This window comes from Candidatus Mycolicibacterium alkanivorans, from assembly GCF_022760805.1.
Classification (GTDB): Bacteria; Actinomycetota; Actinomycetes; order Mycobacteriales; family Mycobacteriaceae; genus Mycobacterium; species Mycobacterium alkanivorans.
The window spans coordinates 931,401-955,939 of the sequence record NZ_JAIVFL010000001.1 but is presented as its reverse complement, the minus strand read 5'-3'; the positions used below and the strand labels follow the sequence as shown (position 1 = coordinate 955,939).

Below are 24,539 nucleotides of genomic sequence, written 5' to 3'. Positions count from 1 at the left end.
GTGCGAGGCGATCTGCGCACAAGCCAGGGCAGCTGTAGCTACTCATGTCGGCGCGGCGTGCGGCCCCTGGGAGACATCCGAAAAGCGAAGGACCCTTGTGGTTGAACCCAAGGTCACACCGATTGCGGTGATTGGAATGGGCTGCCGCCTGCCTGGCGGCATCGACTCCCCCGAACTGCTGTGGGAGGCGCTGCTGCGCGGCGATGACCTGATCACCGAAATCCCCGCGGACCGGTGGGACCTCGAGGAGCACTACGATCCGCAGCCCGGTGTGCCCGGGCGGTCGGTCTCGCGGTGGGGCGGCTTCGTAGACGACGTCGGTGGTTTCGATGCCGAGTTCTTCGGAATCGGGGACCGCGAAGCGGCGGCGATCGACCCGCAGCACCGCCTCATGATGGAGACGGCCTGGGAAGCGGTCGAGCACGCCGGCCTGTCCCCCGCGTCCTTGGCGGATTCGTCGACCGGTGTCTTCGCCGGCCTGTGCCACGACGACTACACGCTGGTGTCCAACGAGGCCGGCGCCATGGCGGGCCCGTACGGCTACACCTGCACCCCGTACAGCATGGCGTCCGGGCGGATCGCCTACGCGCTGGGTCTGCGCGGCCCGGCACTGACCATCGACAGCTCGTGTTCCTCGGGTCTGCTGGCGGTACATCTGGCCTGCCGAAGCCTGCATGAGGGCGAAAGTGACTACGCCCTGGCCGGCGGCTGTCAGGTGATCCTCGAACCGTCCGTGAGCGCGTCGGCGTCGGCGCAGGGCATGCTCTCCCCGACCGGGCGATGCCGGACGTTCGACGTCGGCGCGGACGGTTTCGTGCGTTCCGACGGCTGCGCGGTGGTGCTGCTCAAGCGCATGCCGGACGCGCTGCGCGACGGCGACCGGATCCTGGCGGTGATCCGCGGAACCGCCGCCAATCAGGACGGTCGCTCGGTGACCCTCACGACACCGTCCTTGGACGCCCAGGCCGACGTCTACCGGGCGGCACTGGATGTGGCGGGCGTCGACGCGGCCACCGTCGGCATGGTCGAGGCGCACGGCACCGGCACACCGGTCGGCGACCCGCTGGAGTTCGGCGGCCTGGCGAAGGTGTACGGCACCGACGGACACCGCTGCATCGTCGGGTCGGCGAAGAGCAATCTCGGCCACACCGAGTCCGCAGCCGGCACTGTCGGGCTGGTGAAAGCCATCCTCGGACTGCGCCACGGTGCGGTGCCTGCGATGGCACATTTCACGCGGTTGCCCGACGATCTCGGTCAGATCGAGACAGGTCTGCTGGTGCCGAAGGAGATCACCCCCTGGCCGACCGATGGCCACCAGCCAAGACGGGCGGCGGTGTCCTCGTTCGGCATGTCCGGGACGAACGTGCACGCCGTGCTCGAGCAAGCACCGGAAACCGCGGGTTCCGACCAGACCGCTTCCGCCGCGTCGGGGACACTGCTGTTCCCCGTATCGGCTACCTCCGACGAGGGGCTGCGCCGGACGGCACTGCGTCTGGCCGACTGGGTGGAGCAGCGCGGCCACGGCCTGGCGGCATCCGACCTGGCCTACACGCTGGCACGGCGGCGCGGTCACCGGTCGGTGCGCACCGCGGTGCTGGCCACGGACCTCACCGAGCTGGCCGCCGGTCTGCGTGAGGTCGCCGAGAGCGAGATTCCCTATCCGGACGCGGTGGGCCAGGACGACCGGGGACCGGTGTGGGTGTTCTCCGGACAGGGTTCGCAGTGGGCCGCGATGGGCGCCGAACTGCTGGCCCGGGAGCCTGCGTTCGCCGCGCGCGTCGCGGAACTCGAGCCGCTGATCGCCCGGGAGTCCGGTTTCTCGGTCAGCAAAGCGATGTCGGCGCCGGAGACGGTGACCGGGATTGACCGGGTTCAGCCCACCTTGTTCGCCATGCAGGTCGCGCTTGCCGAAGCGATGCGGTCCTACGGTGTGCATCCGGGCGCAGTCATCGGACATTCGATGGGCGAGGCCGCGGCGGCCGTCGTCGCCGGAGCCCTGTCGCTCGAGGACGGGGTGCGCGTGATCTGCCGCCGCTCCCGGCTGATGTGCCGGCTGTCCGGCGGCGGCGCGATGGCCTCCGTCGAGTTGACCGCCACGCAGGTGCGCGACGAACTCGCCGCCCGGGGCGTCAGCGATGTCGTGGTATCGGTGTTCGCCTCGCCGGAGTCCACCGTCATCGGCGGCGCGACCGACACCGTCCGCGAGCTGGTCGCCGCCTGGGAAGCCCGTGACGTCATGGCCCGGGAGGTGGCGGTGGACGTCGCCTCACACTCCCCGCAGGTCGACCCGATCCTCGCCGACCTGGCCGAGGAACTCGCCGAACTGGCTCCGATGGAGCCCAAGGTGCCGTACTACTCGGCAACCCTCGACAACCCGCGCGCTCGACCGGCATTCGACGCTCTGTATTGGGTCGACAACCTCAGGCAGCCAGTGCGTTTCGCCAACGCAGTGCAGGCAGCGCTGGATGACGGCCATCGAGTGTTCGGCGAGCCGGCTCCGCATCCCCTGCTGACGCGCGCGGTCGAGCAGACCGCCAACGCCGCAGACATCTCGATCCATGCCGTCGCAGGTATGCGTCGGGACCAGCCGCTGCCGCACGGAGTACGGGTGTTCGTCTGCGATGTGCACAACGCTGGCGCCGCCGTCGACTTCGCCGTCCGCTATCCGGGCGGACGTCTGGTGGACGCGCCGCTGCCGACGTGGACCCATCGTCACTTCCTCATCGAGTCGGACGGCCAGGACTCCCTGGTTGGCGCGTGCACAGCGTTGGTGCACCCACTGCTGGGCGAGCATGTGCGGCTGCCGGAGGAGCCCGAGCGGCACGCCTGGCAGGCTGACGTCGGCACCGGGAAACTGCCGTGGCTGGCCGACCACAAGGTCAACAATGTGGCCGCCTACCCAGGTGCCGCGTACTGCGAGATGGCCCTGGCCGCAGCCGAACTGGTGTTCGGCGAGAGCAGCGCCGTCCGGGACGTCCAGTTCGAGCAGTTGATGCTGCTCGACGAGCACACCGAAGTCACCGCCGTCGCAGCGGTCGCCGGCACCGGTGTCGCGGAGTTCGCCGTGGCGGCCGACCAGGACGGCGAGCGCGTCCGACAGGCGGTGGCGACCCTGAGCGCGGTCGACGACGAGGCCCGCCCCGCGCCCCAGGACATCGCCAGACTGCTGGCGGCGTATCCCAACCGGATTGCCGGTGACGAGGTGCGCCAGTGGTTCGCCGGCCGGCGAATCCAGTTCGGTCCCGCGTTCACCGGCTTGGTCGCCGTGCACACTAGTGCGGGCGACGACCGGTCCACTCTGCTGGCCGAGATCGCGCTGCCCGGCGACATCCGCTCCCAGCAGGCTGGTTACGGCATTCATCCGGCGCTGCTGGACGCCTGCTTCCAGTCGGTGGCCGCCGTGATCAGTGCGGCGGGCCGCACCGACGGCGGGCTGATGCTGCCGTTGGGCGTGGCCCGGCTGCGCCGGGTGGGCCGGGGCCGCGACGCGCGGTACTGCGTGGTGCGGGTGCTCTCGGCCGACGCCGCCGCGATCGAGGCGGATCTCGACATCCTGGACGCCGACGGCGAGGTCGTGTTGCAGGCGGCGGGTCTGCGGATCGGCGCCCAGGAATCCAAGAGCAGGCAGCGCGAGCGCATCTTCGCCGAACGTCTGCTCACCGTCGAGTGGAATCAGCAGCAGCTGCCGGCGGCCGGCACCGCCCGCGGTGCCTGGCTGCTGGTGGTTGCCGACGATGGCGACAAGCTCGCTGTGCGGCTCTCGGAGGCGATGGCCTCGCATGGCGCCGACTGCCGGACGGTGAGTGCCGGTGCCGTGTCCGGCGGCGAGCTCGCGTCCGGAGCGTTCACCGGCGTGGTGGTGGTTGCTGCACCGGCCGAAGGCGACCCGAACCCGGACCGCGGACGCGATCTCGTGGCGTCGCTGGTCGGCATCGCCGGCAAGCTGGCAAACACCGATGGTGAACCGCCGCGGTTCTACGTCATCACCCGTGGTGCGCTGGCGGCGGCCCCGGGCGACACCGTCAATCTCGACCAGGGCGGCGTGACCGGCCTGTTGCGGGTCATCGGCGCCGAGCACCCGCCACTTCGGCCGACCCAGATCGACGTCGACGCCGACACCGACGGCGAGGCCGTCGCCAGCGAGGTGCTCAGCGGATCTGACGAGGACTCCACGGCATGGCGGCAAGGTTCGTGGTACACCGCTCGGTTGCGACAAAGCCCGCTGCGGCCCGACGAGCGCCGGACCACCACTGTCGACCCCGAACGCGACGGGATGCGTCTGGTCATCCGCACTCCGGGTGACCTCGACACCCTCGAATTCGTCACTGCGGACCGCGAGCCGCCACAAGCCGGGCAGATCGAAGTCGCCGTCGATGCTTCCAGCATCAACTTCGCCGACGTGCTGCTCGCCTTCGGCAAGTCCTTCACCGTCGACGGGCAGCGCCAGGGCCTCGGCGTGGACTTCGCAGGTGTGGTGACCGCGGTGGGTGCCGGTGTCACCGACTTCAAAGTCGGCGACCGGGTCGGCGCCCTCGCCGACACCGCCGCCTGGAGCACGTTCGTCACCTGTGATGCGCGACTGGCCGCACCTCTGCCGGAATCATTGACCACCGAGGAGGCGGCGGCGGTGTCCACCGCGTACGCCACCGCGTGGTACAGCCTGCACCAGTTGGCCCGGATTCAGCCCGGCGATCGGGTGCTGATTCATTCGGCGACCGGTGGCGTGGGACAGGCGGCGATCGCGATCGCCCGTCATGCCGGAGCGGAGATCTTCGCCACCGCCGGAAGCGATGACCGTCGCGAGCTCCTGCGGCAGATGGGCATCAAGCGCGTATACGACTCTCGGACAACAGATTTCGCCGACCAGATCCGGAGCGACACCGACGGCTACGGCGTCGATGTCGTGCTCAACTCGCTGACCGGTGCGGCGCAGCGGGCGGGCCTGGAACTGCTGGCCTTCGACGGTCGTTTCGTGGAGATCGGTAAGCGCGACGTGTACGAGCACACCCGCGTCGACCTCTACCCGTTCCGCCGTAACCTGGCCTTCTACTATGCCGATCTGCTGCTGATGAGCAACAGTGCGCCGGGTCAGATCGGTGATCTGCTGCGCACGGTGTACGGCCTGGTCGCCGACGGGACTCTGCCCACCCCGGAGTACTCGGTCCGGCCTCTCACCGAGGCCGACACCGCCATCCGCGAGATGAGCGCCGCCCAGCACACCGGCAAGCTGATCCTGACCATCCCGCGCGGGCCGCAGACCGGTGTCGCCGTGCCGCCGACCCGGGCGCGGGTGTTCCGCAAGGACGGTTCCTACATCGTCACCGGCGGGGTGGGCGGACTCGGGTTGTTCCTGGCGTCCGCGATGGCCTCGGCCGGCTGCGGGCGGATTATCCTGACGTCGCGCTCACAGCCAAACCCGCAGGCGCAGAAGACGATTGACCGGCTGCGGGCCAACGGTGCCGATGTCGTCGTCGAATGCGGCAACATCGCCGACCCGCAGACCGCCACCCGGCTGGTGTCAGCTGCCACCGCCACCGGTCTGCCGTTGCGTGGTGTGCTGCATGCCGCTGCCGTCGTCGACGACGCGACTCTCGGCAATATCACCGACGAGCTGATCGACCGGGACTGGGCGCCGAAGGTGCACGGCGCCTGGCATCTGCACCGCGCCACCGCCGGGCAGCCGCTGGACTGGTTCTGCAGCTTCTCGTCCGTCGCCGCGCTGTTCGGCTCACCGGGCCAGGGCGCATACGCCGCGGCCAACAGCTGGCTGGACGCGTTCACCGCGTGGCGACGCACCCAGGGCCTGCCCGCCACCGCAATCGCCTGGGGCGCATGGGATCAGATCGGCCGGGGCGCTGGACTCGCGCAGCGGGGCGACACCGCGATGATCACTCCCCAGGAAGGTGCCCACGCCTTCCGCGCACTGCTCCGTCATGACCGCGGTTACACCGCCTATCTGCCCCTGACCGGAGCGCCGTGGCTCGCCGCGCTGGCAGCCCGAAGCCCTGTCGCTGAGGCGTTCCGCTCGGCTGATGCCGGCGCGGAGACCAGCGGCGCGGCGCTTCTCGCCGAGCTCCGCGCGCTGTCACCGGAGCAGCGGCCGGACCGCTTGCGGCGGTTGGTCACCGACGAGGTGGCACTCATCCTGCGCCGGGCGATCGACCCCGATCGCCCGTTCGCCGAGCACGGGCTGGACTCCCTGGGCAACCTGGAATTGCGCACCCACATCGAAACCCAAACCGGCGTGCGCGTCACGCCGAAGACGATCGTCACCTACAACACCGCTCGCACGCTGGCGGGGTATCTGACCGAGGCACTGTCAGCCGGGCAAGTGAGCTAGCGTCAGCTCAGCCTTCAACCAACCGCCCGGACGCCGCGACCATCAGCCGCGTGGGCACCACCCGGGTGAGTCCGCGCCAGACCAATGCATTCACTGCGCCGTCCACGAAGCTGGGCTTGCGGCGGGACAGTACGCGCATCGTGCTGTCGACGACCTGCTTGGGAGTGCGGGTGAGTCCCAGCGAATGCGACAGTGACGCCGCGCTGACCGCCGCCTCGCCCGCTGCCTCGAAGAACGGGGTATCGGTCACACCCGGGCACACCGCCAGGACACGAACACCGTGCTTGCGCTCCTCTGCCCACAGCGCCTCGGTGAAGGACAGGACGAAGGCCTTGGACGCGCCGTACACCGCCATCTTCGGCAACGGCAGAAACGCCGCAGTTGATGCCAGGTTGATGATCGTTCCCCCGCCCCTGGCCCGCATCTGAGGCAGGTAGCGGGCCGTCGTGCCGACCATGGTCCGGCAGTTGAGTCCGACCTCCTGCTCCAGGCGGTGCGGGTCGGCGTCGGCGATGTCACCGTGCGTACCTGAGCCCGCGTTGTTGACCAGCACGTCGACCTCAAGGCCCAGACGGTTCGTCTGCTCCCACAGTTCGCCGGCCGCAGTGGGCAGCGACAGGTCCATCGCCAGCACGGTGACGTTCACGCCGTGTGCCGACCGTAGTTGCGCGGCGAGGCTGTCGAGCCTGTCCGCACTGCGGGCGACCACGACGAGGTCGTGCCCCCGGGCGGCGAACTGCCGCGCGAACTCCGCGCCGATCCCCGTCGACGCACCGGTTATCAAGGTCACCATGCTCATATCCAATCACCGGTGAGCACTGGTGAGCACGTAGCATGCAAGGCGTGCGACGTCCGCAGCGGCTCAGTGGACTCGATGCCAGTTTCCTCTACCTGGAAACCGCGAACCAGCCCGTCCAAGTGTTCATGGTGATAGAGCTGGACGCCTCGACAATTCCCGGCGGTTACAGCTACGACCGGTTACGCGAGGCGCTCGCGGCGCGGATTCAGGGGATACCGGCATTCCGGGAGAAACTGTCCGATACGTTCTTCAACCTCGATCATCCCGCCTGGGCCCAGGACAGCAACTTCGACATCGACCGCCACGTGCATCGGGTCGGCCTTCGGGCGCCGGGAGGTCCAGCTGAGCTGGCCGAGATCTGTGGCGTCCTGGCCGGTTTGCCGCTCGATCGTCGCGCGCCGCTGTGGGAGATGTGGGTGATCGAGGGCGCCGACGGCTCGCTCGACGGCGATCGCCTCAGAGTCTTGCTCAAGGTCCATCACGCCGCGGCCGACGGTGTGACGTTCGGCGACTTTCTCTCGCTGCTGTGCACCGCCGAACCCGACCCACCGCCGACGGCGCTGGTGCAGGCGGCCGCGGCGGTCGGCCCGGTAGCGATGGCGGTAGACGGGCTGGCACGATTCGTGAGGCGACCGGTGCTCCTGGTCACCCGAGTGGTGCCCGCCACTGTCAGTGCCGTGGTCGACATCGTCCGGCGCACCCGGGCCGGCCGCGCGATGGCCGCCCCGTTCTCTGCTCCCCGAACCAGGCTCAACGGCGTTATCAGCGCGCGTCGCAACGTCGCCTTTGCCCAGCTCGATCTCGACGACGTCAAAAAGGTCAAGAACCACTTCGGGGTCACGGTCAACGACGTGATCATGGCCTTGGTCTCCGGGGTGATCCGTCAGTTCCTGCTCGAGCGCGGGGAGCTGCCGAACTCGTCGCTGGTGGCATTGGTGCCGGCCTCGGTGCACGAGGCGACGGATCAGCCTTCCCGCAACCAGGTTTCGGGCATGTTCGCCCGGCTGCAGACCCAGATCGCCGACCCGGTGGAACGGCTCAGGGCCGTCGCGGAGGCCAACGCCATTGCCAAAGAACAGACTTCGGCGATCGGTCCGGCGCTGCTGCAGGACTGGTTCGAGATCTTGGGCTCGGTGACCCTGGGTATCGCGAGGCGGATCTACGGGCTGCTGACGCGGTTTCGCCCGATGTACAACGTCATCGTGTCCAATGTGCCGGGGCCGCCGCTGAAATATTTCCTGGGAGCCGAGCTATTGGCGGCGCACCCGTTCGGACCGGTGCTGTTCGGTGCGGGGCTCAACATCACCCTGGCGAGCATCAACGGGAAACTCGACTTCGGGTTGATCTCGTGCCCCGACCTGGTACCGGACCTCTCGGAAATGGCCGACGGTCTGGCCGCGGGCCTGACCGAGTTGCTGGGTTCTACCGCAGAGTCTGCTACTCCGTCACCCACGCGTACCGCGACGGGATAGCAGCCAGCAGCTCGTGGATCGCGCCGACGTAACGATCGCGCTCGGGCCCGTGGCTGTGATAGGTGATCACCAACCGGCCGTCATAGGCTCCGACGGAATACATATCGATAACCGCCGACGTCGATGCGAACAGCACCTCGACGTCGTACTGTTCGACCATCAAACCGGGCGGTGTCCGTAGCGGCGGCATCTCACCGGCGTCCGTGGTCATGACGACGTCGGGTAGACCGGGCGGGTTTCCCTGGTACTGCTCGCCGAAGTGCAGGAACGACTGCTGAATCACGCCCTCGGCCAGATCAGAACGGAACGCCTCGATGATGTCACGGGCCAAGTCCATGATGTCGGTCTTCGGGTTGATTTCGGCCAGGTACATCGCCATTCCGACCGGGTTCGTGGCCTCGGTCGAGCCGACCGGCGGGTTGAGGAAGAAGCGCAGATCGACCGGGTAGATGAAGGGAATCGGAAGGTGCGGGGTTTCCCGTATCGTCCACTCGGCCATCAGGATCGCGGCGGCAACCAGGGCGTTGAGGCTGACCCGACGGTCCGCGCAGATGTCGACCAGAGCCTGGGTCTCCTGGCGGGAGAGCCGACAGTTGGCTGACGGTACGCGAACCGACTGAGGGCCGACACGTCCGGCGTTTCGCCTCGACGGGGGCAGGTCGTAGGCGAAGATCGCGGGCAGGAAGCGCTCGAGGCCGAACCGCTGGAGTTTGACGATGCCACGCTCGGAAAGGACCGTCTCCAACGGCTCCGGAAGGGGCTCGGCCTTGACCGGGCCGATACCGGCGCCGGTGACTATCTCGGTGTAGGAGTTGAAAAGCTTTTCCAGCAACGCGAACTGGTGCTTCGCGTCGGCCAGGGCATGGTGGGTGAAGAGGGTGAGTTCGGAGCGCTCCGCACCCAGTCTCAGCCGCAGATTGACCAGCGCTTCCGACTGACTCGGCAACCGCTCGGCGGGCGGGTCGTCGATCTTCTCGAGCCAGATCCCCGGATGCTCGTAGTCGTCGACCATGATCTGGTGCCTGCCGTCGGCGCCTCGCTCGAGATGACCGGCGTGCGCGGGATGTACCCGCATCAGGGTGTCGAATGCCTCCGACATCGCAGCAACGTCCACCGGACCCCGCAGAGTGACGGTGAAACCGATGAAGTTCTCCGCTTTCGCGTAGAACTCCTCGCTGGGCGACAAGTAGCGGATCGGCGTTGAGCCAAACAACCTCGGTGACCTTCCCTTCGAATGTCCCGCCGTCAGCGGCTGGTGCTCGCCCGTCGATAGCCCACCATGATGGGCCACAGGCAGATCACGAAGATCGCGCCGCACCACACCAGCGTCGCGATCATCGGGGCCAGAACCGGGCCGCCCACCGACAGTCCCCGCATCGCGTCGACAGCCAGCGACATCGGCTGGTTCCGGACTATCGGTTGGATCCAGTCCGGATACTTGTCGACCGGAACGAACCCGGTGCAGAACGTCGATCCGAGGATGATGACCGGCTGAACCGCCTCCACCATGATGGCTTTGGACCAATACAGTGCGGCGGTGGTGACCACCGCGGCGAACGCCACACCGAAGATCACCGGAATTACCAGCCACAGCAGTGCCGCCGCCGGTCCCTGGTGGAAGCGGAACCCGAGAATCATCCCGGTACCCGCGATGACCAGGGTGGTGACCAGCAGACGTACTATCTCGGCACCAAGCCGTGCAAGCAGGCCGGCGGCACGATGAATGGGCAGCGACCACAGTCGCGCGAGGAACCCATCGAGGCTCTCGGCGTTGATGCCGACCATGCCCGTGGTCGACCCCGCCATCGTGGCGACCAGCGCCACCAACGGGACGCTGCGGTACAACGCGTTCTCGCCCGTGACCGCGGTGACCGAGTCGCCGAAAACCACTTTGAGCGTCAGCAGGAACGCGACCGGCAGGATCACGGCGTGGACGAGCGTCATGGGGGTTCGCGCCGACCGGACGAGCAGTCGCCGGATGAGCACCACGGTCTGCGACAGCAGTGCGCGCAGCGACTTCTCCGAATGCCGCTCGGCGACAACGGCCGCGCCGGTGAGTACCGCCATCAGCTTCTCCGCCGGTAGACCACGACTGCCCATGGCAGTGTCACCGCCATGATGCCGGCCACCCATGCCAGCGCCCGCGCGATCACCGCCCAGGTGACCGGAGGTACCCCATCACCGGAGTCACCGGCGAGCGCCTGCAGAGCGTAGACGAACCGGGAGATCGGCTGGTTGTCGACGATCGGCTGAATCCAGTGCGGAAACCGGTGCAGCGGTTGGACTCCCACCGACAGGAAGCCGAAGATGAGCTGCGGCAACAACAACCACTGTGCGGTCGCGGCCGGATCTCGCGAGTTCGTGCCCAGCGTGTCGCCGAGGAGCGCGAGAGCCAGGCCGACCAAGAACGCCAGCAGACAGAACGCTGCGGCATGCCACAGTCCCCGGTGGAACCGGAAACCGATGACATAACCACATGCCAATGCGACCGCCAGCCCGATTGCGCAGCGGTAGACGCTCGCTGTGATCCGGGCCGCCAACGGCGTCAGCGGCGGGATCGGTAAGGACTGGAACCGGCGGTTGATCCCCTGCACCGAATCGGTCGCTGCCCGGAACGCGGTGGAGATCGACGCGAATGCGATGGCCTGCAAGACAATCAGCGGCACCAGGTACTGCGCGTAGCTGCTCATCTTCAGGTCGGGGCCAGCCATCAGCCGGTTCAGCGGGATGTAGAGGCTGGCAGTCGCGGCCGCCGAAACGGCCACACCCACCGCAACCTCGCCGTTGCGCAGGGTGGGAACGATCAGCCGCGCAGTCAGGACCCACCACTGCTGAAATGCGGATGGGGTCGGACGCGTCGTGGTCAACGCGGTCACGACATCACCTCGCCGACCATGCGGTCAGCGTCAGCGTCCGGGTTGGTGGCCGAATCCCCGGTCAGGGAGAGGAATACGTCGTCGAGCGACGGGCGGCGCAGCGCGATGTCGGCAAGTTCGATGTGAACCGCATTGAGCCGAGACAGGGCGGTGCTCAGTGTGCTCGGGCCCTCGGGGGCAGGCAGGCTTACGCGGTCCGACTCCGCGCTGAGTGCGACGCGACTGCTCGCGGGCAGGAGCGAACCCAGCGCCTCTGCGATGGCGACGACGTCAGCCGGGTCGCGCGGCACGATCTCGCAGACGGTCCCACCGGTGCGCTCCTTGAGCTCGTCGGCGGTTCCCTGCGCGACGATGGTGCCGTGATCGATGACGATGATCCGGTCGCTGAGGGCGTCGGCCTCCTCCAGGTACTGGGTGGTCAGCAGGGTCGCGATGCCGGCGTCCTTGAACGTGGTGACGAGTTCCCAGATCGCTTGGCGGCTGCGCGGATCCAGTCCTGTGGTCGGCTCGTCGAGGAACACGACCGCGGGGCGGACCACCAGTCCGCAGGCGATGTCGACGCGTCTGCGCATGCCCCCCGAGTAGGTACCGACCCGTCGCTCGGCGGCATGTTCCAGGTCGAACTCCTTGAGGAGTTCACGGGCCCGCGCCTGGGCGGCGGACTTCTTCAGGCCCTGCAACCGGCCGAACATCACCAGGTTCTCGTAGCCGGTGAGCATCTCGTCGAGCGCGACGTGCTGACCGGTCAGCATGATCGAGCGACGTACCCCGGCCGGGTCGGCGACCACGTCATGACCGGCCACGTGGGCACTGCCCCGGTCGGGCTTTGTCAGTGTCGACAGGATCTCCACGGTGGTCGTCTTACCCGCGCCGTTGGGCCCGAGTAGTGCGACGACCTCGCCGCGGCCGACCTCGAAGGAGATGTCCCGCAACGCGTCGACCGATCCGAACGACTTGCCGATGCGGTCGACATCCACACCGTTGTCGGACTCCGACATCGCCTACCTACTCATCGTCGTCGAAAACGGCCGCCGACAGGTCGACCAGCGCCAGCGCCTCGTCTTCGGCCTCGTTGTCGTCACTGCCATCGTCACCCATCAGCGCGTCACCGAGTAGCTGCATCAGTGCGGCCGGGAACTGTTCTGCGAGCGCCTCGGCGGTGCCGCTGGGCACCCGCCGACGGTCGTACCACCAGTCCGCGTGGAGCACGCCGCCGTGCCGGTAGGACCGCAGTTCCAGCGGATGCCCGAGACCCGGCAGGGTCTCTCGCACGGTGCGTTCGCTATCGCTGTCGAACTGCACCGGCCCGTAGCTGTCCCGCCATTCAGGGATCATCCCGAGATAGGACAGGTAGACGTCCGCGGTGCCGGCGGCTCCCAGCAGCCGTGCGGTCGGGGCGTGCAGATAACGCAGCAGCCCGTAGCCGATGCCGTGGTGAGGCACCGCATTCACGGTCTGGCTGACCTCGGCGAGCAGTTGGGCCGCGCTCGCACCCGGTACGCCCATGCACGGCAGGGCGATCGGATAGATCGTGGAGAACCAGCCGATCGTTCTGCGGAAGTCGACCTCCGGGCGCAGCACCGCTCGGCCCGCACCGGCGAGGTCGACGGTCGCAACGCCTTCACCGACGGTGGCCGCAATGCTGCGGGCCAGCGCGGCCAACAGGATCTCCTCGGTCGAGGCCTGCAATACCCGGCGGGCGTTGTCGATCTGCGAGGTCTGCTCGGGGGTGAGGGCGAACGCCAGTCTGGTCAGATCCCCGGCACCCGGCGCACCGGTGACACCGGCATTCGCCAGCCGCACCGTCGCCGCGGCCTCGGTGTCGATCCAGTAGCTTCGCCGGGCGAGCACCGCCGGGTGCGCGGCGAGCGCCGCGCACCGTTGCGACCACGCCCGCCAGCTCGTGGTGGCCGGTTCCAGCGCGATGTCGTTGCCGGCGAGCTGTTGTCCGAACGCGGTCAGCAGGTCGGTCATCAGCACCTCCCGCGAGGTCAGATCGTCGACCGTGCCGTGCGCGGTGAGGACCAGGAACCGCGGGGCTCCGGCAGCGTCGACGACGAAGGTTGCCGTCAACGGCCCGCTCCTCAGCTCCTGCGCCGCTATCGTCTCGGAGACGATGGCCTGCAGCGATTCCCGCTCCTGGGCGCTGCCCGCCGCGGCGTCGGCGGGCAGCGCCCGCTCGGTCAGGTCGGTGAAGTCGCCGGGTGCGTCGATGTGCTGTTCCCACACCCCGGCCCGGTTGACCACGCGCATCCGCAACGCGTCGTGGTGGTTGACCACCGCGGTCATGACGGCGCGGACGGCACCGGCACTCACGCGAGAATCGAGGCGGAGCACCAGCGGTGCCCGCCAGCGTCCGGGATCGGCCAGTCCGCCGTCGAGGAAACGCAGAATGTTCGGCGGTACCGGGGGATTCAGCTCGTCGGTGTCCTGACTGGCCAACCCGCCGGAGGAGTGCCGTGTCACGAGCGTGTCGGCCAGCGCGGCCAGGGTGTTGTTGTCGTAGAGGTCCTGCGGAGTGAGCTCCACACCTTCGTGGGAGGCGGTCATCGCAACGCCGATCGCCACCAGCGAGTCGCCGCCGAGTTCAAAGAAGTTGTCACCGACCGCCACCGATTCGACACCGAGGCACTGCGACCAGATCCTCTGTAGGGTGGCCCGCATCTGCGCGCGGGCGTCGGTAGGTGCGACCGCCTGGCTGTTGGCCGCGGCGGTCTGAGCGGCCGCATCCGAGGCCGGGCCACCGGGCCTGCGCACGGCAGTGGTGTCCGGGTCGATCCAATAGCGCTGCCGCGCAAAGGCATAACCGGGGAGGGTGACGCGCTGCGGGTGCTCACCGTACAGGCGCGACCAGTCGACGTCGACTCCGGCCGACCACAACCGGCCCAGGGCGAGCAGGAAGGCGTCCCGGTCGTCGCGGGTCTGAACGGGGTGGCGCATCAGGCGGACCGCGCGGTGGGTGTCCGCCCAGTCGGGCATCCGCACGGCCGATCCGGTCAGGCTGCCGCCGGGTCCGACCTCGACAAGGACACGGTGGGTGTCGCCGAGCAATGTCTGAACCTCGTCGGCGAACCGCACGGTGGAACGGATGTGCTGGGCCCAGCGCTTGGGATCGGTCGCCTCCTCGTTGGTCATCCAGGTGCCGGTCACGTTGGACAGCATGGGGATTCGCGGCGCGTGCAGGGTCAGAGTGGACAGGAACTCGGCGAACGGCTGAAGCACCGAGTCCATCGACTGCGAATGGAAGGCGTGCGAGGTGCGCACGCGACGGGCCACGATGCCCACGGCGGCAAGGCGATTCGCGAACTCCTTGATCGCCTGCTCCGGGCCTGCCACCACGCAGCTACCGAACTCGTTGACGGCGGCCAGGTCGACATCGGCGGCCATGTGCGCGGCGATGTCGTCCGGACTCGACGCCACGGCCACCATGGCACCGGCGGGTGCGGAGTGCATCAGGCGGGCCCGCATCGCGACGGCCTTGATCGCCGAATCCAGGTCGAACACCCCGGCCACGGCGGCGGCCACGAGTTCGCCGATGCTGTGGCCGGCCAGCGCCGTCGGGGTGACCCCGTAGGACATCACCAGTTGCGCCAGGGCGTATTCCACCGCGAACAGCGCCGGCTGGGCCAGGTCGGTGGGCTCCAGGCCGCTGCCCTTTCCCGAGTCGCTTCGCTCCTGCCCGCCGGTCCCCTCCAACACCTCGGCTTTGAGGTCGATGCCAAATTCTTCACCGAATCCTGCGGCGCAGCGATCGAAGGTCTCCCGGAACACCGGCTCGGTGTCGTAGAGACCGCGGGCCATGCCGACGTGCTGGGCACCCTGGCCGGGGAACAGGAACGCCGTCCGCTGCGCGCCCGGCGCTGCGCCCGGCGGGCATTGCGCGACCGACACATTCTCGTGCTCGGCCGCGGTCAGCACCGCACACGCGTCGGCACGGTCGGCGACGACGGCTGCCAACCGGACCTCGTGCGTCCGCCGGGTGGCGAGGGTGAACGCCACGTCGGGCAGCGAAAGCCGCTCGTCGCGGGCGAGTTCGCCGGCCAGCGCCGCCTTCGCGTCCTGCAAGGACTCCGCCGTGCGGGCCGACAGCAGCAACACCTGCGGACCACTCGGGGCCGCTGGCGCGTTAGAGGCGTCCGGCGCCTCCTCGACGACGACGTGGACGTTGGTGCCGCCCACACCGAAGGAGCTCACCCCGGCTCGCAGCGGCGCTTCGGACTCCCACGGCAGGTAGGTGTTCGAGACCACGAACGGCGTGTTCTCCAGGTGCAGTTCGGGATTGGGCGCGGTGAAGTGGACCGTCGGCGGGATCGCCTTGTTCTTCAGGCACAGGATGGTCTTGACCAACCCGGAGACACCGGAGGCGGCGTCAAGGTGGCCGATGTTGGACTTCACCGATCCCAGTACGCACGGGCCCGGCCGTTCGAGCTCCGAGAGCTCGAAAGCCTGTCGGAGGGCCTCGATTTCGATGGGGTCGCCGAGCGGGGTCCCGGTTCCGTGCGTCTCGACGAAGCCGATGGTCGAGGCGTCGACCTCGGCGACGGCATGGGCTTCGGCGATGACCTCGGCCTGGCCGGCGACCGCCGGCGCCGCGTAGGTCATCTTCATCGAGCCGTCATTGTTGATCGCCGAACCACGGATGACGGCGTGGATGCGGTCGCCGTCGTCCAGCGCCGCCTGCAGCGGCTTGAGGATCAGCGCCGCCACGCCGCTGCCGAAGATGGTGCCGTCGGACCGGACGTCGAACGGTCGGCAGTGGCCCGACGGCGAGACCATCGCGCCGGGCTCGTAGGTGTAGCCCACGCCGTGCGGCACCCGAATCGCCGAAGCACCGGTCAGCGCCATGTCGCATTCGCCGGACAGCAGGCTCTGGCAGGCGAGGTGCACGGCGACCAGCGACGACGAGCAGGCGGCCTGCACCGTGAGACTCGGCCCGCGCAGGTTCAGCTCGTGCGACACCCGGGTTGCCAGGTAGTCCTTGTCGTTGAGCAGGACGAGGTTGAACATCTCGACGGTGATGCCCTCGCCGACCAGTTTCTTGGTGTCGCGGTGCGACATCAGGTTGTCCATCAGATAGCCGCTGGCGGTGCTGCTGGCGAAGACGCCGATCGCACCGTCGTAGGTGGCGGGGTCGTACCCGGAATCTTCGAGGGCATGCCAGGCGGTCTGCAGGAACAGCCGCTGCTGCGGGTCCATCATCCGGGCGGTGTACGGGGTCATCCCGAAGTAGTCCGCGTCGAACTCCTCGATCCCGTTGAGCATGGCCGCACGCCGAACGTAGGCGGGGTCGTCCAGCGTCTTGGCGCTGACTCCGGCGGCGGTCAGCACCTCTTCGGACAGGGTGGTGACCGACTCCACGCCGCGGCTCAGGTTGTCCCAGAACTCCGTGACGGAGTCCGCGCCGGGGAACTTCCCGGCCATCCCGATGACCGCAATGGCATTGGGCGGCAATTCATTCGATCCGTCATCGTAACCGTCGTGGGTGCTCACACCACACGTCCTTTCCGTCTGTTGGCCGCGGCCCCCTGGCGGGCACGGGCGCGTTGCTGCGCTCGGGCACCCAGTCCGGGGCGAACCGCAGCCGGGGATTGCTCCGCAGTCGCGTAACCCATCCGCTCGCACAGGGCGTCGGTCAGCGACGAGATGGTCGGGTATTCGTAGATGAGCGCTGCCGGCAGCGCGATGCCCAGGCTCGCGCTGAGGCGGCGCTGGAGTGTGACGCTCATCAACGAGTCCATGCCGAGTTGGAAGAAGCCCGCTTCCGGGTCGACTGCCTGCTCGGGCGACAGTCCGATGATGGCGGACGCCATCGCGACGATGTGGTCGGCTAGGACCTGGCGGCGACGTTCCGGCGGGCACTGACGCAGTTCCTTGCGGAACTCGCTCTCGGGAGCGTCGCCGTTGACGGCTTCCTGACGGGCCAGCACGTCGTCGACGATGCGCAGCGCACCGCGGGTCCGATAGGCCGCTGCCAGCAGCGGCCAGTCCGCGTCGACGACCGTAGTCTGCACGGGCGCATCAGAACCCATCGCCAGCGGCAGCGCACGAATGGCGACCTCGTCGCGCATCGGCTTGAGGCCGGCGTTGGACATCACCTCACCGGCGTCGGACTGCTGCTCCGCCAACGACTTCCACAGACCCCAGTTCACGACCGTGGCCGGCAGACCCAGGTTGCGTCGGGCATAGGCGAATGTGTCGAGGAAGTTGCTGGTCGCCGTGTAGTGCGCCAGCCAGCGCGAGCCGAGCAGACCGGAGATCGACGAGAACATCACGAAGTGGCGGACATTCGTCCTCAGCGACAGCGCGTGCAGCACGCCGAGCGCGTCCAGCTTCGGACGGAACATCGTGCTGACGTCGTCGTCGGTCATGTCGCGCAGGGTCACCGGGCCACCGGCGAACGCCGCGAGGTAAATACCTTCCAGCGGCGGCAGATCGGAGCCGAACCGGTCGAACAGCGCCGCCATCGCGGTCTGGTCGGTGACGTCGGCGGCGACCTGGACCAGCGTGGTGCCCGTCGAATCCAGTTGCCGCCCAAGCTCTTCGAGTCGATCGCCGGGGTTTCGCGACACCGCGACGATCGTTCCGGCGCCCATCTCGGCGAGTTGGCGGATCAGAGCGGGACCGATGTGGCCGGTGGCTCCGATGACGAGGTGGCTGCTGTCCTTGGCCGGCGCGGCATCGGACGCCGTTGGGGAGGTGGCCTTCAGTCGGGGCACATGCCGGGTACCGGACCGGTAGACGACCTGGTCCTCCCCGTCGCCTGCGGTCGCCTCGTCCCGCACGAGACGGGCCGCCAGCACTGCCGGCATCGACTCGTCGACATCGATGACCCCGCCCCAGATCTCGGGATGCTCGAGGGCCAGCGTGCGGCCCAGGCCCCACAGCACGGCCTGGACCGGGTTGGCCCGGTCACCGTCGGCCACGGGCTGGGCGTTGCGGGTCAGGAAGAACAGTTTGGGTTGTGACGGCCGCGCGATCAGCTCGGTGACGAGGCGCCGCGCGTCGTTGAACAGCTTGTAGGCGGCGGCGATATCGATCGACGAGTCGGTGGCGCGCGGCGCGTAGAGCACGTTCGCCACATCGGTGATCGGGCCGCTGCCCAGCTCGGCGGCCAGTTCGTCGTCGCCGACTACCAGCCACGAGCCGGTGCTCGCGGCGGGCTCGGTGGGCAGCGGACGGTTCGGCCAGCTGGGTTCGTAAAGCCAATCCACCGGCACCGGACAGTCCTCGGCGGCCAGCGGCTTGCCGCGGCGCGGGCCGAATCGGTTGCCCGACAATGCAGGTGTGAAGTCGAGCCAATGCCTGGTGTGGCGCCACGGCGTGGTCGGCAGAGCAGGGTGCGGCTCCGGCGGATGTTCGCCCACCGGCGGCCTCGCGGTGAATGTTGCGTTCAGCGAGGTGTGGAATGCCACGGTGTCGTTGGTGTCGCGCAGCAGGGTGCCGAGGCTGTGGTGATGCTTGTTGCCGGTGTCGGGGTCATCGAGGGTGTCCGAGATGGCCTTGATGAGCAATGGGTGCGGGCTGATCTCGATGAACGTGGAGTTGGTGGCACCGGCGGTGGCGATCGCGTCGCTGAACCGGACCGGGTTGCGCAGGTTGGCCACCCAGTGGTCGGCGTCGAACTGCGGTGCGTCCCCGGCATTTTCGACGGTGGAGATGACTGGGATGACCGGGAAGCCGGGGATCAGATCAGCCAGCGCGTCCTTCAGCTCGGGCAGGATCGGGTCCATCATCGCGTGGTGGGATGCCACGTCCACGTTCACCCTGCGGGCGAATGTGTTCTGCGCGGTCGCCCGGGCGACGACGGCGTCGACGGCCTCGGTCGGCCCGGCCACGACGGTCTGGCGCGGTGAGGCGTACACGGCCACCGTCACGTCCGGGACGTCGACGAGCAACGCCTCGGTGGCGGTCGCGTCGAGTTCCAGCAGGGCTATCGCGCCGGTGGCGGCACGGCGGGACATCAGCTGCGAGCGGGTGGCGATCACGCGGAAACCCTCGGCCGGGGTCAGCGCCCCGGCCGCGACGGCCGCGCTCACCTCGCCCATCGAATGTCCGATCACCGCATCGGGTTCCACCCGGTAGGAACGCCACAATGCGGTCAGCGCCAACTGGATGCCGACCAACACGGGCTGGATCTGCTCGATGCCGGTCGGCTCTCGTCCCTCGGCAAGCACGTCGTGCAGAGAGAACCCGACCTCGGCGACGAAATCCGGCTCGAGTGTCGCGACGGCCTCGGCGAATGCCGGCTCGTCGGCAAGCAACTGCCGCCCCATCCCGGCCCACTGGGAACCCTGACCGGAGTAGACGAACACGACGCCAGGACCGCACGCGCCCTGGTGCGGGCCCACCACGCCGGGGCCGGTCTGGCCGGCCGCCAGCGCCTGCAGTCCGGCGACGGCCTCGTCGCGGTTGGCGGCGCAGACCGTCGCGAACGTCGGCTGGTGGGAGCGGTGGTGGTTGAGGGTGTGCGCCACGTCGGCCAGCGGCACCTGTGCCCCGGCGCCGGTCATCCAGTCGGCCAGCATCGCGGCCGTCGCCGCCAGACGCTCGGGACTCTTGCCGCTGACCACCAGGGTGGTCACCGCCGGCTCGGCCTCGGCCGGGGCTGCCGGGACCTGCGGCGCCTGCTCCAGCACCACGTGCGCGTTCGTGCCGCCGAAGCCGAATGCCGACACACCCGCCAGTCGAGGCGCTCCCGTCACCGGCCATTCGGTCTGCTCGTCGACCACTTTCAGGCAGAGGTCGTCGAACGGGATGTGCGGATTGGGGTTGTCGAAGCGCTGATTGGGCGGGATCTCGCCGCGCTGCACCGCCAACGTGGTCTTGATCAGACCGGCGATACCCGCGGCCGCCTCGAGGTGGCCGAGGTTCGTCTTGGCGGCGCCGACCAGCAGCGGCTCCGGCTGGCGTCCCCGTCCGTAGACGGCGCCAAGCGCACGGGCCTCGATGGGGTCACCCAGCAGGGTTCCGGTGCCGTGCGCCTCGACGTAGTCCACCTGGGTGGGCTCGACACCGGCGTCGGCGCAGGCGGCCCGCAACACGGCGGCCTGAGCGGCCGGACTGGGTGCCATGAGGCCGTTGGACCGGCCGTCCTGGTTGACCGCGGAGCCACGCACGACCGCGAGCACCCGATCGCCGTCACGCAGCGCATCGGAGAGGCGCTTGAGCACGGCCACCCCACAGCCCTCGCCACGGACGAATCCGTCGGCCGCCGCGTCGAAGGCGTGGCAGGCGCCGGTGGGCGACATCGCCGCAGCCTGGTCGAAGCTGCGCGTCACGACGGGTGAGAGCAGCAGATTGACCCCGCCGGCGATGGCCAGCTCGGATTGACCGGTGCGCAGGCTCTGGCAGGCCAGGTGCACCGCCACCAGCGACGACGAGCAGGCGGTGTCGATGGTCAGCGAGGGCCCACGCAGGTCGAGAAAGTAGGACAGCCGGTTGGCGATGATGCTCAGCGATCCGCCGGTTCCGGTCCAGGCCTCGATCCGGCTGAGGTCGCGCGAGGCCAGGTACCCGTACTCGCTCACGCAGGCGCCGACGAACACGCCGGTCCGGGAGCGCTGCAGCGACTCGGCCGGGATGCCGGCGTGCTCGAGCGCTTCGACGGTCACCTCGAGTACCAGCCGCTGCTGAGGGTCGATGTAATCGGCCTCGCGCGGCGTGATCCCGAAGAAGTCGGCGTCGAAACCCGCGACGTCATCCAGGAACGAACCCCACTTGGTGGTGCCCGCCAGCGCCTGCGCCGTCTGCGCGGACCCATCGTCGAACGGCTCCCACCGGTCGTCGGGCACCGTCGTCACCGCCGAGCGGCGCGCCGCCAGCAGGTCCCACAGTGCGTCGGGTCCGTTGACGTCGCCGGGCAGCCGGCAGCCGAGCCCGATGATGGCGATCGGCTCGGTGAGGGTTGCAGGATTGCCTTCGGCGGCGCGGGCCGCCTCGACGTCGGGATGGGTCAGCGCGTGGGCCAGGCCGTTCACCGTCGGGTTCTGCCAGATGTCGATCGGCGACACCGGCCGCCGCATGAGCTCGGCCAACTCGCCGGACAGCACGACGCCGTCGCGCGATCCGACGCCGAGTTCATTGAACGGAATGTCGAGGTCTACCTCGTCGGGGTTGCAACCGATCGTGGTGACCAGGTAGTCGACCAACCAGTGGCGGAGTTCGGCTTCGTCGTCCCCGAAGGACGTCATACCGCGATGTCCAGTCGGTGGAACTCACCCTCGCGGTAGATCTCGACACAGGACGAGCGACGGATCTTGCCGCTGGTGGTGATCGGGATGGAGCCGGGCGGGACCAGCACCAGGTCACCCATGCGCAGGTTGTGGGACTTCCACACCGCGTCGGCGACCTCGTGCTTCACCGACTCCAGCTGCGGCGCCGGCTTGACCTCGACGATCGCCACCAGGTTCTCGGACGCCTCGTCCTCGACCGCGATGGCGGCGACCCGGCCGCCGGTGACCTCGCGGATGGTGGCCTCGATGTCCTCGGGGTAGTGGTTGCGGCCGTCGACGATCAGCAGGTCCTTGAGCCGACCCATGATGAACATCTCGCCGTCGCTGATCGCGCCGAGGTCGCCGGTACGCAGCCACGGCCCGGCCGGGGTGCCTTCGGACGGGTTGTTGATCCGGGCCCGGAACACCCGGGCGGTCTGCTCGGACTTGCGCCAGTAGCCGAGTGCCACGTTGTCACCACGGGTCCAGATCTCGCCGATGGCTCCCTCGGGCACCTCGATGCCGGTCTCCGGATCCACGATGCGGACCGGATACGCCTGCGGCGGGCCGTAGCCGACCAGCTGGGTTCCGCTCTCCCGCCCGGCATCGCAGCGCTGCGCGACGCCGGCGGCGAGCTGCTGCAGGTCGAAGCGGGCGGTGCCGACGGTCTCCGAGACCGGCGGCGAGGCGACGTAGAGCGTCGCCTCCGCCAGGCCGTAGGAAGGCCGGATGACCTTCTCGGTGAGCCCGAACTTGGCGAAGCGGTCGACGAACCGCTTGACGGTGCTGTAGTGCACGCGCTCGGCGCCGCTGAGGATCGCGTGCACCTGGCTGAGATCCAGGCCTTCCAGGTCGGCGTCGGTGGTCCGGCGCATCGCGAGCTCGAAGGCGAAGTTGGGTGCGCCCGAGAAGCACATCGTGTTCTGGGCCATCAGCTGCATCCAGCTCGCCGGCTTGGCCAGGAACGCCAGCGGGCTGGTCAACACCGCGTCGCACCCGGTCACCAGGGGCGAGCAGACACCCATGATCAGGCCCATGTCGTGGAAGAACGGAAGCCACGACACCACCGCGGCCTCGTCGGGCACCGTGCCGCCGTACTCGACGAAGTAGTCGCTGACGACCTGCTCGATGTTGCTGGTCACGTTCTGGTGCGAGACGATCACGCCGGCCGGCGTGCGGGTCGAGCCAGAGGTGTACTGCAGGTAGGCCGGGCCGTGCCGCGAATCGTCGGTCTCGTCGAGCGCACGGGTGACATCGACGTCGATGACGTCGACCTCGATCACGGTGGGCGCGGGGCGGCCGCCGTGCGGGTTGGCGTACTTGTTGACGTCGGCGACCGCGGCCGACGTGGTCAGCAGAACCGACGGTGCGCTGTCCTCGAGCGCGGACTCCACCCGCTGGTCGTGGACACCGAACATCGGCACCGACAGCGGCACGGCGATCATGCCGGCCTGCAGCGAGGCGTAGAAGGCGACGACGTAGTCGAGCCCCTGCGGAGCCAGGATCGCGACCCGGTCACCCTTGGTGGCGACGTGCCGCAGCTCCTCGGCCAGCGTCAGCACCCGGCGGTACAGCTGATTCCAGGTCAGACTCTCGGGGTGGCCCGTCCCGATCACCGCGCCGTCCATGAAGGAGAAAGCCAGGACGTCGCCCTGGGTGGTCGCCTGGTGGCGCAGCAGGGCGGGGAGTGTCATTTTGGTGTTCAGCATGGGTTTGGTGACCTCTTCGCGTCTCCCTGTTTGCTCAAAGCGGGCTCACCCGCCCGAGTCACAGGGTCCGAATTGGAGGGGACACGCGTGACAGGTCTGCGAGCGCGTGGGGGCTTTGCAAAGTTATCAGGCGCGTTACCGCAACGACGAATCAGCGATCTTCCCGGGGAGCTAATCAGGGTCCCGATGGACCGCACGTGAGCTTGCTAACGGACATCGCGGCCGCGCCGCCTCCATCACATTAACCAGTAGGGCCTGCATAAATGCCGGTTAGCCGCACCTGCGTGCCCCGGTTCTTGTTTGCTGGCGCGCGAAGCTGTGAGGTTCATTAGCAAACTGGCAAAAATATGTGAACAGGCAGCGAACCCAGGTCAGCAGGTCCCGACGCCTACGTGTCGCCGCAGCTCGGGACGATGCGCTCCTCGACCCACTGGGACAGCTGGGGCAGGTTGGAATTGATGTAGAAATGGTCTCCCGGGAACTCGGTGAGGCCACAGGTAGCCGTGGTTCGCTGGGCCCACGGGGCCATCAACTCGGCGTTGGCCAGCTCGTCGTTCTCGGCCATCAGCCCGTGGATGGGACATGAGACGGTGGCGTCCGGCGGGCATTCGTAGGTCGTCACCGCCTTGAGTCCGCGCAGTGTCGGCAACAGGGTCGCGGCGAACTGGTCGTCCTTGAGGAACTCCGGATTTGCGCCGGTGACGTCACTGATCATGCCGAGCAGCTGCAGATCGTTGGAGTCGGTCATGTCGACCCGCTGGCGCCACAGCCCGGGGGCGGCGCTGGCCGACACGAACAGCGCGGCGATCGGGTTGCCGGCCTGCTCGAAGCGCAGGGCAACCTCGAAGGCGAGCAACGCTCCCATGCTGTGGCCGAAGAATGCCACCCCGGCGGCGGGGGTGTCGGCCGGCTTGAGCATGGCGCACAGCTTGTCCGCCAGGTCCGGGATGCTCGTGTACTGCGACAAGTCCTTACCGGCGCGCTTGCCCGGGTACTGGACCGCCACGCATCTGGTGCCGCCGGTGAACGCCCGGGCGAATGGCACGTAGAAATCCGCCGAGCCGCCGGTGTGCGGGAAGATGTAGAGCCGCCGCTCGCTGGTCACGGTGGTCACGGTAATGCAGTCAACGCG

11 protein-coding genes are annotated in these 24,539 nt (G+C 68.6%); 2 read left to right on the top strand and 9 right to left on the bottom strand.

The features are described from left to right. Positions 1-97: 97 nt before the first annotated feature. Positions 98-6,340: a sulfolipid-1 biosynthesis phthioceranic/hydroxyphthioceranic acid synthase gene (pks2, locus tag K9U37_RS04645; RefSeq protein ID WP_308197333.1), complete on the top strand. Its 6,243-nt coding sequence runs from the start codon at positions 98-100 to the stop codon at positions 6,338-6,340. 7 nt (positions 6,341-6,347) lie between these two features. On the opposite strand, the gene K9U37_RS04640 is transcribed toward pks2, so the two are convergent. Then, a complete protein-coding gene (locus K9U37_RS04640; protein WP_243070719.1) occupies positions 6,348-7,133 on the bottom strand; it encodes an SDR family NAD(P)-dependent oxidoreductase in 786 nt (261 codons plus the stop codon). Between the two features lie 50 nt (positions 7,134-7,183). Here K9U37_RS04640 and K9U37_RS04635 point away from each other — a divergent pair, with 50 nt between their 5' ends. Next, positions 7,184-8,611, top strand: coding sequence for a WS/DGAT/MGAT family O-acyltransferase (locus tag K9U37_RS04635; protein WP_243070718.1), 1,428 nt, complete (start codon positions 7,184-7,186; stop codon positions 8,609-8,611). Here the strand turns inward: K9U37_RS04635 and K9U37_RS04630 are convergent. The 8 genes from K9U37_RS04630 to K9U37_RS04595 all read right to left on the bottom strand — a co-directional run bounded on the left by K9U37_RS04630 (position 8,577) and on the right by K9U37_RS04595 (position 24,512). Next, positions 8,577-9,824: a phthiocerol/phthiodiolone dimycocerosyl transferase family protein gene (locus K9U37_RS04630; protein ID WP_243070717.1), complete on the bottom strand. Its 1,248-nt coding sequence runs from the start codon at positions 9,822-9,824 to the stop codon at positions 8,577-8,579. The two genes, K9U37_RS04635 and K9U37_RS04630, sit on opposite strands and share 35 nt — an antisense overlap. Before the next feature lie 32 nt (positions 9,825-9,856). Then, positions 9,857-10,711, bottom strand: coding sequence for an ABC transporter permease (locus K9U37_RS04625; protein ID WP_243070716.1), 855 nt, complete (start codon positions 10,709-10,711; stop codon positions 9,857-9,859). Beyond that, positions 10,678-11,487, bottom strand: a complete 810-nt coding sequence (locus K9U37_RS04620) for an ABC transporter permease (RefSeq protein WP_243070715.1) — start codon at positions 11,485-11,487, stop codon at positions 10,678-10,680. Before K9U37_RS04620 ends, K9U37_RS04625 begins: the two co-directional genes overlap by 34 nt. After that, complete coding sequence (locus K9U37_RS04615) at positions 11,484-12,485, bottom strand: efflux ABC transporter ATPase subunit, DrrA-related (RefSeq protein WP_243070714.1); 1,002 nt, start codon at positions 12,483-12,485, stop codon at positions 11,484-11,486. The genes K9U37_RS04620 and K9U37_RS04615 overlap by 4 nt, the downstream gene beginning before the upstream one ends. 7 nt (positions 12,486-12,492) lie before the next feature. Beyond that, on the bottom strand, positions 12,493-16,977 hold the full coding sequence (locus tag K9U37_RS04610) for a beta-ketoacyl synthase N-terminal-like domain-containing protein (protein ID WP_308197332.1): 4,485 nt from the start codon (positions 16,975-16,977) through the stop codon (positions 12,493-12,495). Next, a complete protein-coding gene (locus K9U37_RS04605) occupies positions 16,974-21,677 on the bottom strand; it encodes a type I polyketide synthase (protein WP_243070713.1) in 4,704 nt (1,567 codons plus the stop codon). Before K9U37_RS04605 ends, K9U37_RS04610 begins: the two co-directional genes overlap by 4 nt. Beyond that, positions 21,674-23,407: an AMP-binding protein gene (locus K9U37_RS04600; RefSeq protein WP_243070712.1), complete on the bottom strand. Its 1,734-nt coding sequence runs from the start codon at positions 23,405-23,407 to the stop codon at positions 21,674-21,676. Before K9U37_RS04600 ends, K9U37_RS04605 begins: the two co-directional genes overlap by 4 nt. Before the next feature lie 388 nt (positions 23,408-23,795). Further along, positions 23,796-24,512: a thioesterase II family protein gene (locus K9U37_RS04595; RefSeq protein ID WP_308197331.1), complete on the bottom strand. Its 717-nt coding sequence runs from the start codon at positions 24,510-24,512 to the stop codon at positions 23,796-23,798. Positions 24,513-24,539 lie beyond the last annotated feature (27 nt).

Excerpts from the sequence above, each read along its gene's own strand:
- K9U37_RS04640 (WP_243070719.1), bottom strand. The coding sequence starts at position 7,133 with ATGGTGACCTTGATAACCGGTGCGTCGACGGGGATCGGCGCGGAGTTC.
- K9U37_RS04625 (WP_243070716.1), bottom strand. The coding sequence starts at position 10,711 with ATGGGCAGTCGTGGTCTACCGGCGGAGAAGCTGATGGCGGTACTCACC.
- K9U37_RS04615 (WP_243070714.1), bottom strand. The coding sequence starts at position 12,485 with ATGTCGGAGTCCGACAACGGTGTGGATGTCGACCGCATCGGCAAGTCG.
- K9U37_RS04605 (WP_243070713.1), bottom strand. The coding sequence starts at position 21,677 with ATGACGTCCTTCGGGGACGACGAAGCCGAACTCCGCCACTGGTTGGTC.
- K9U37_RS04600 (WP_243070712.1), bottom strand. The coding sequence starts at position 23,407 with ATGCTGAACACCAAAATGACACTCCCCGCCCTGCTGCGCCACCAGGCG.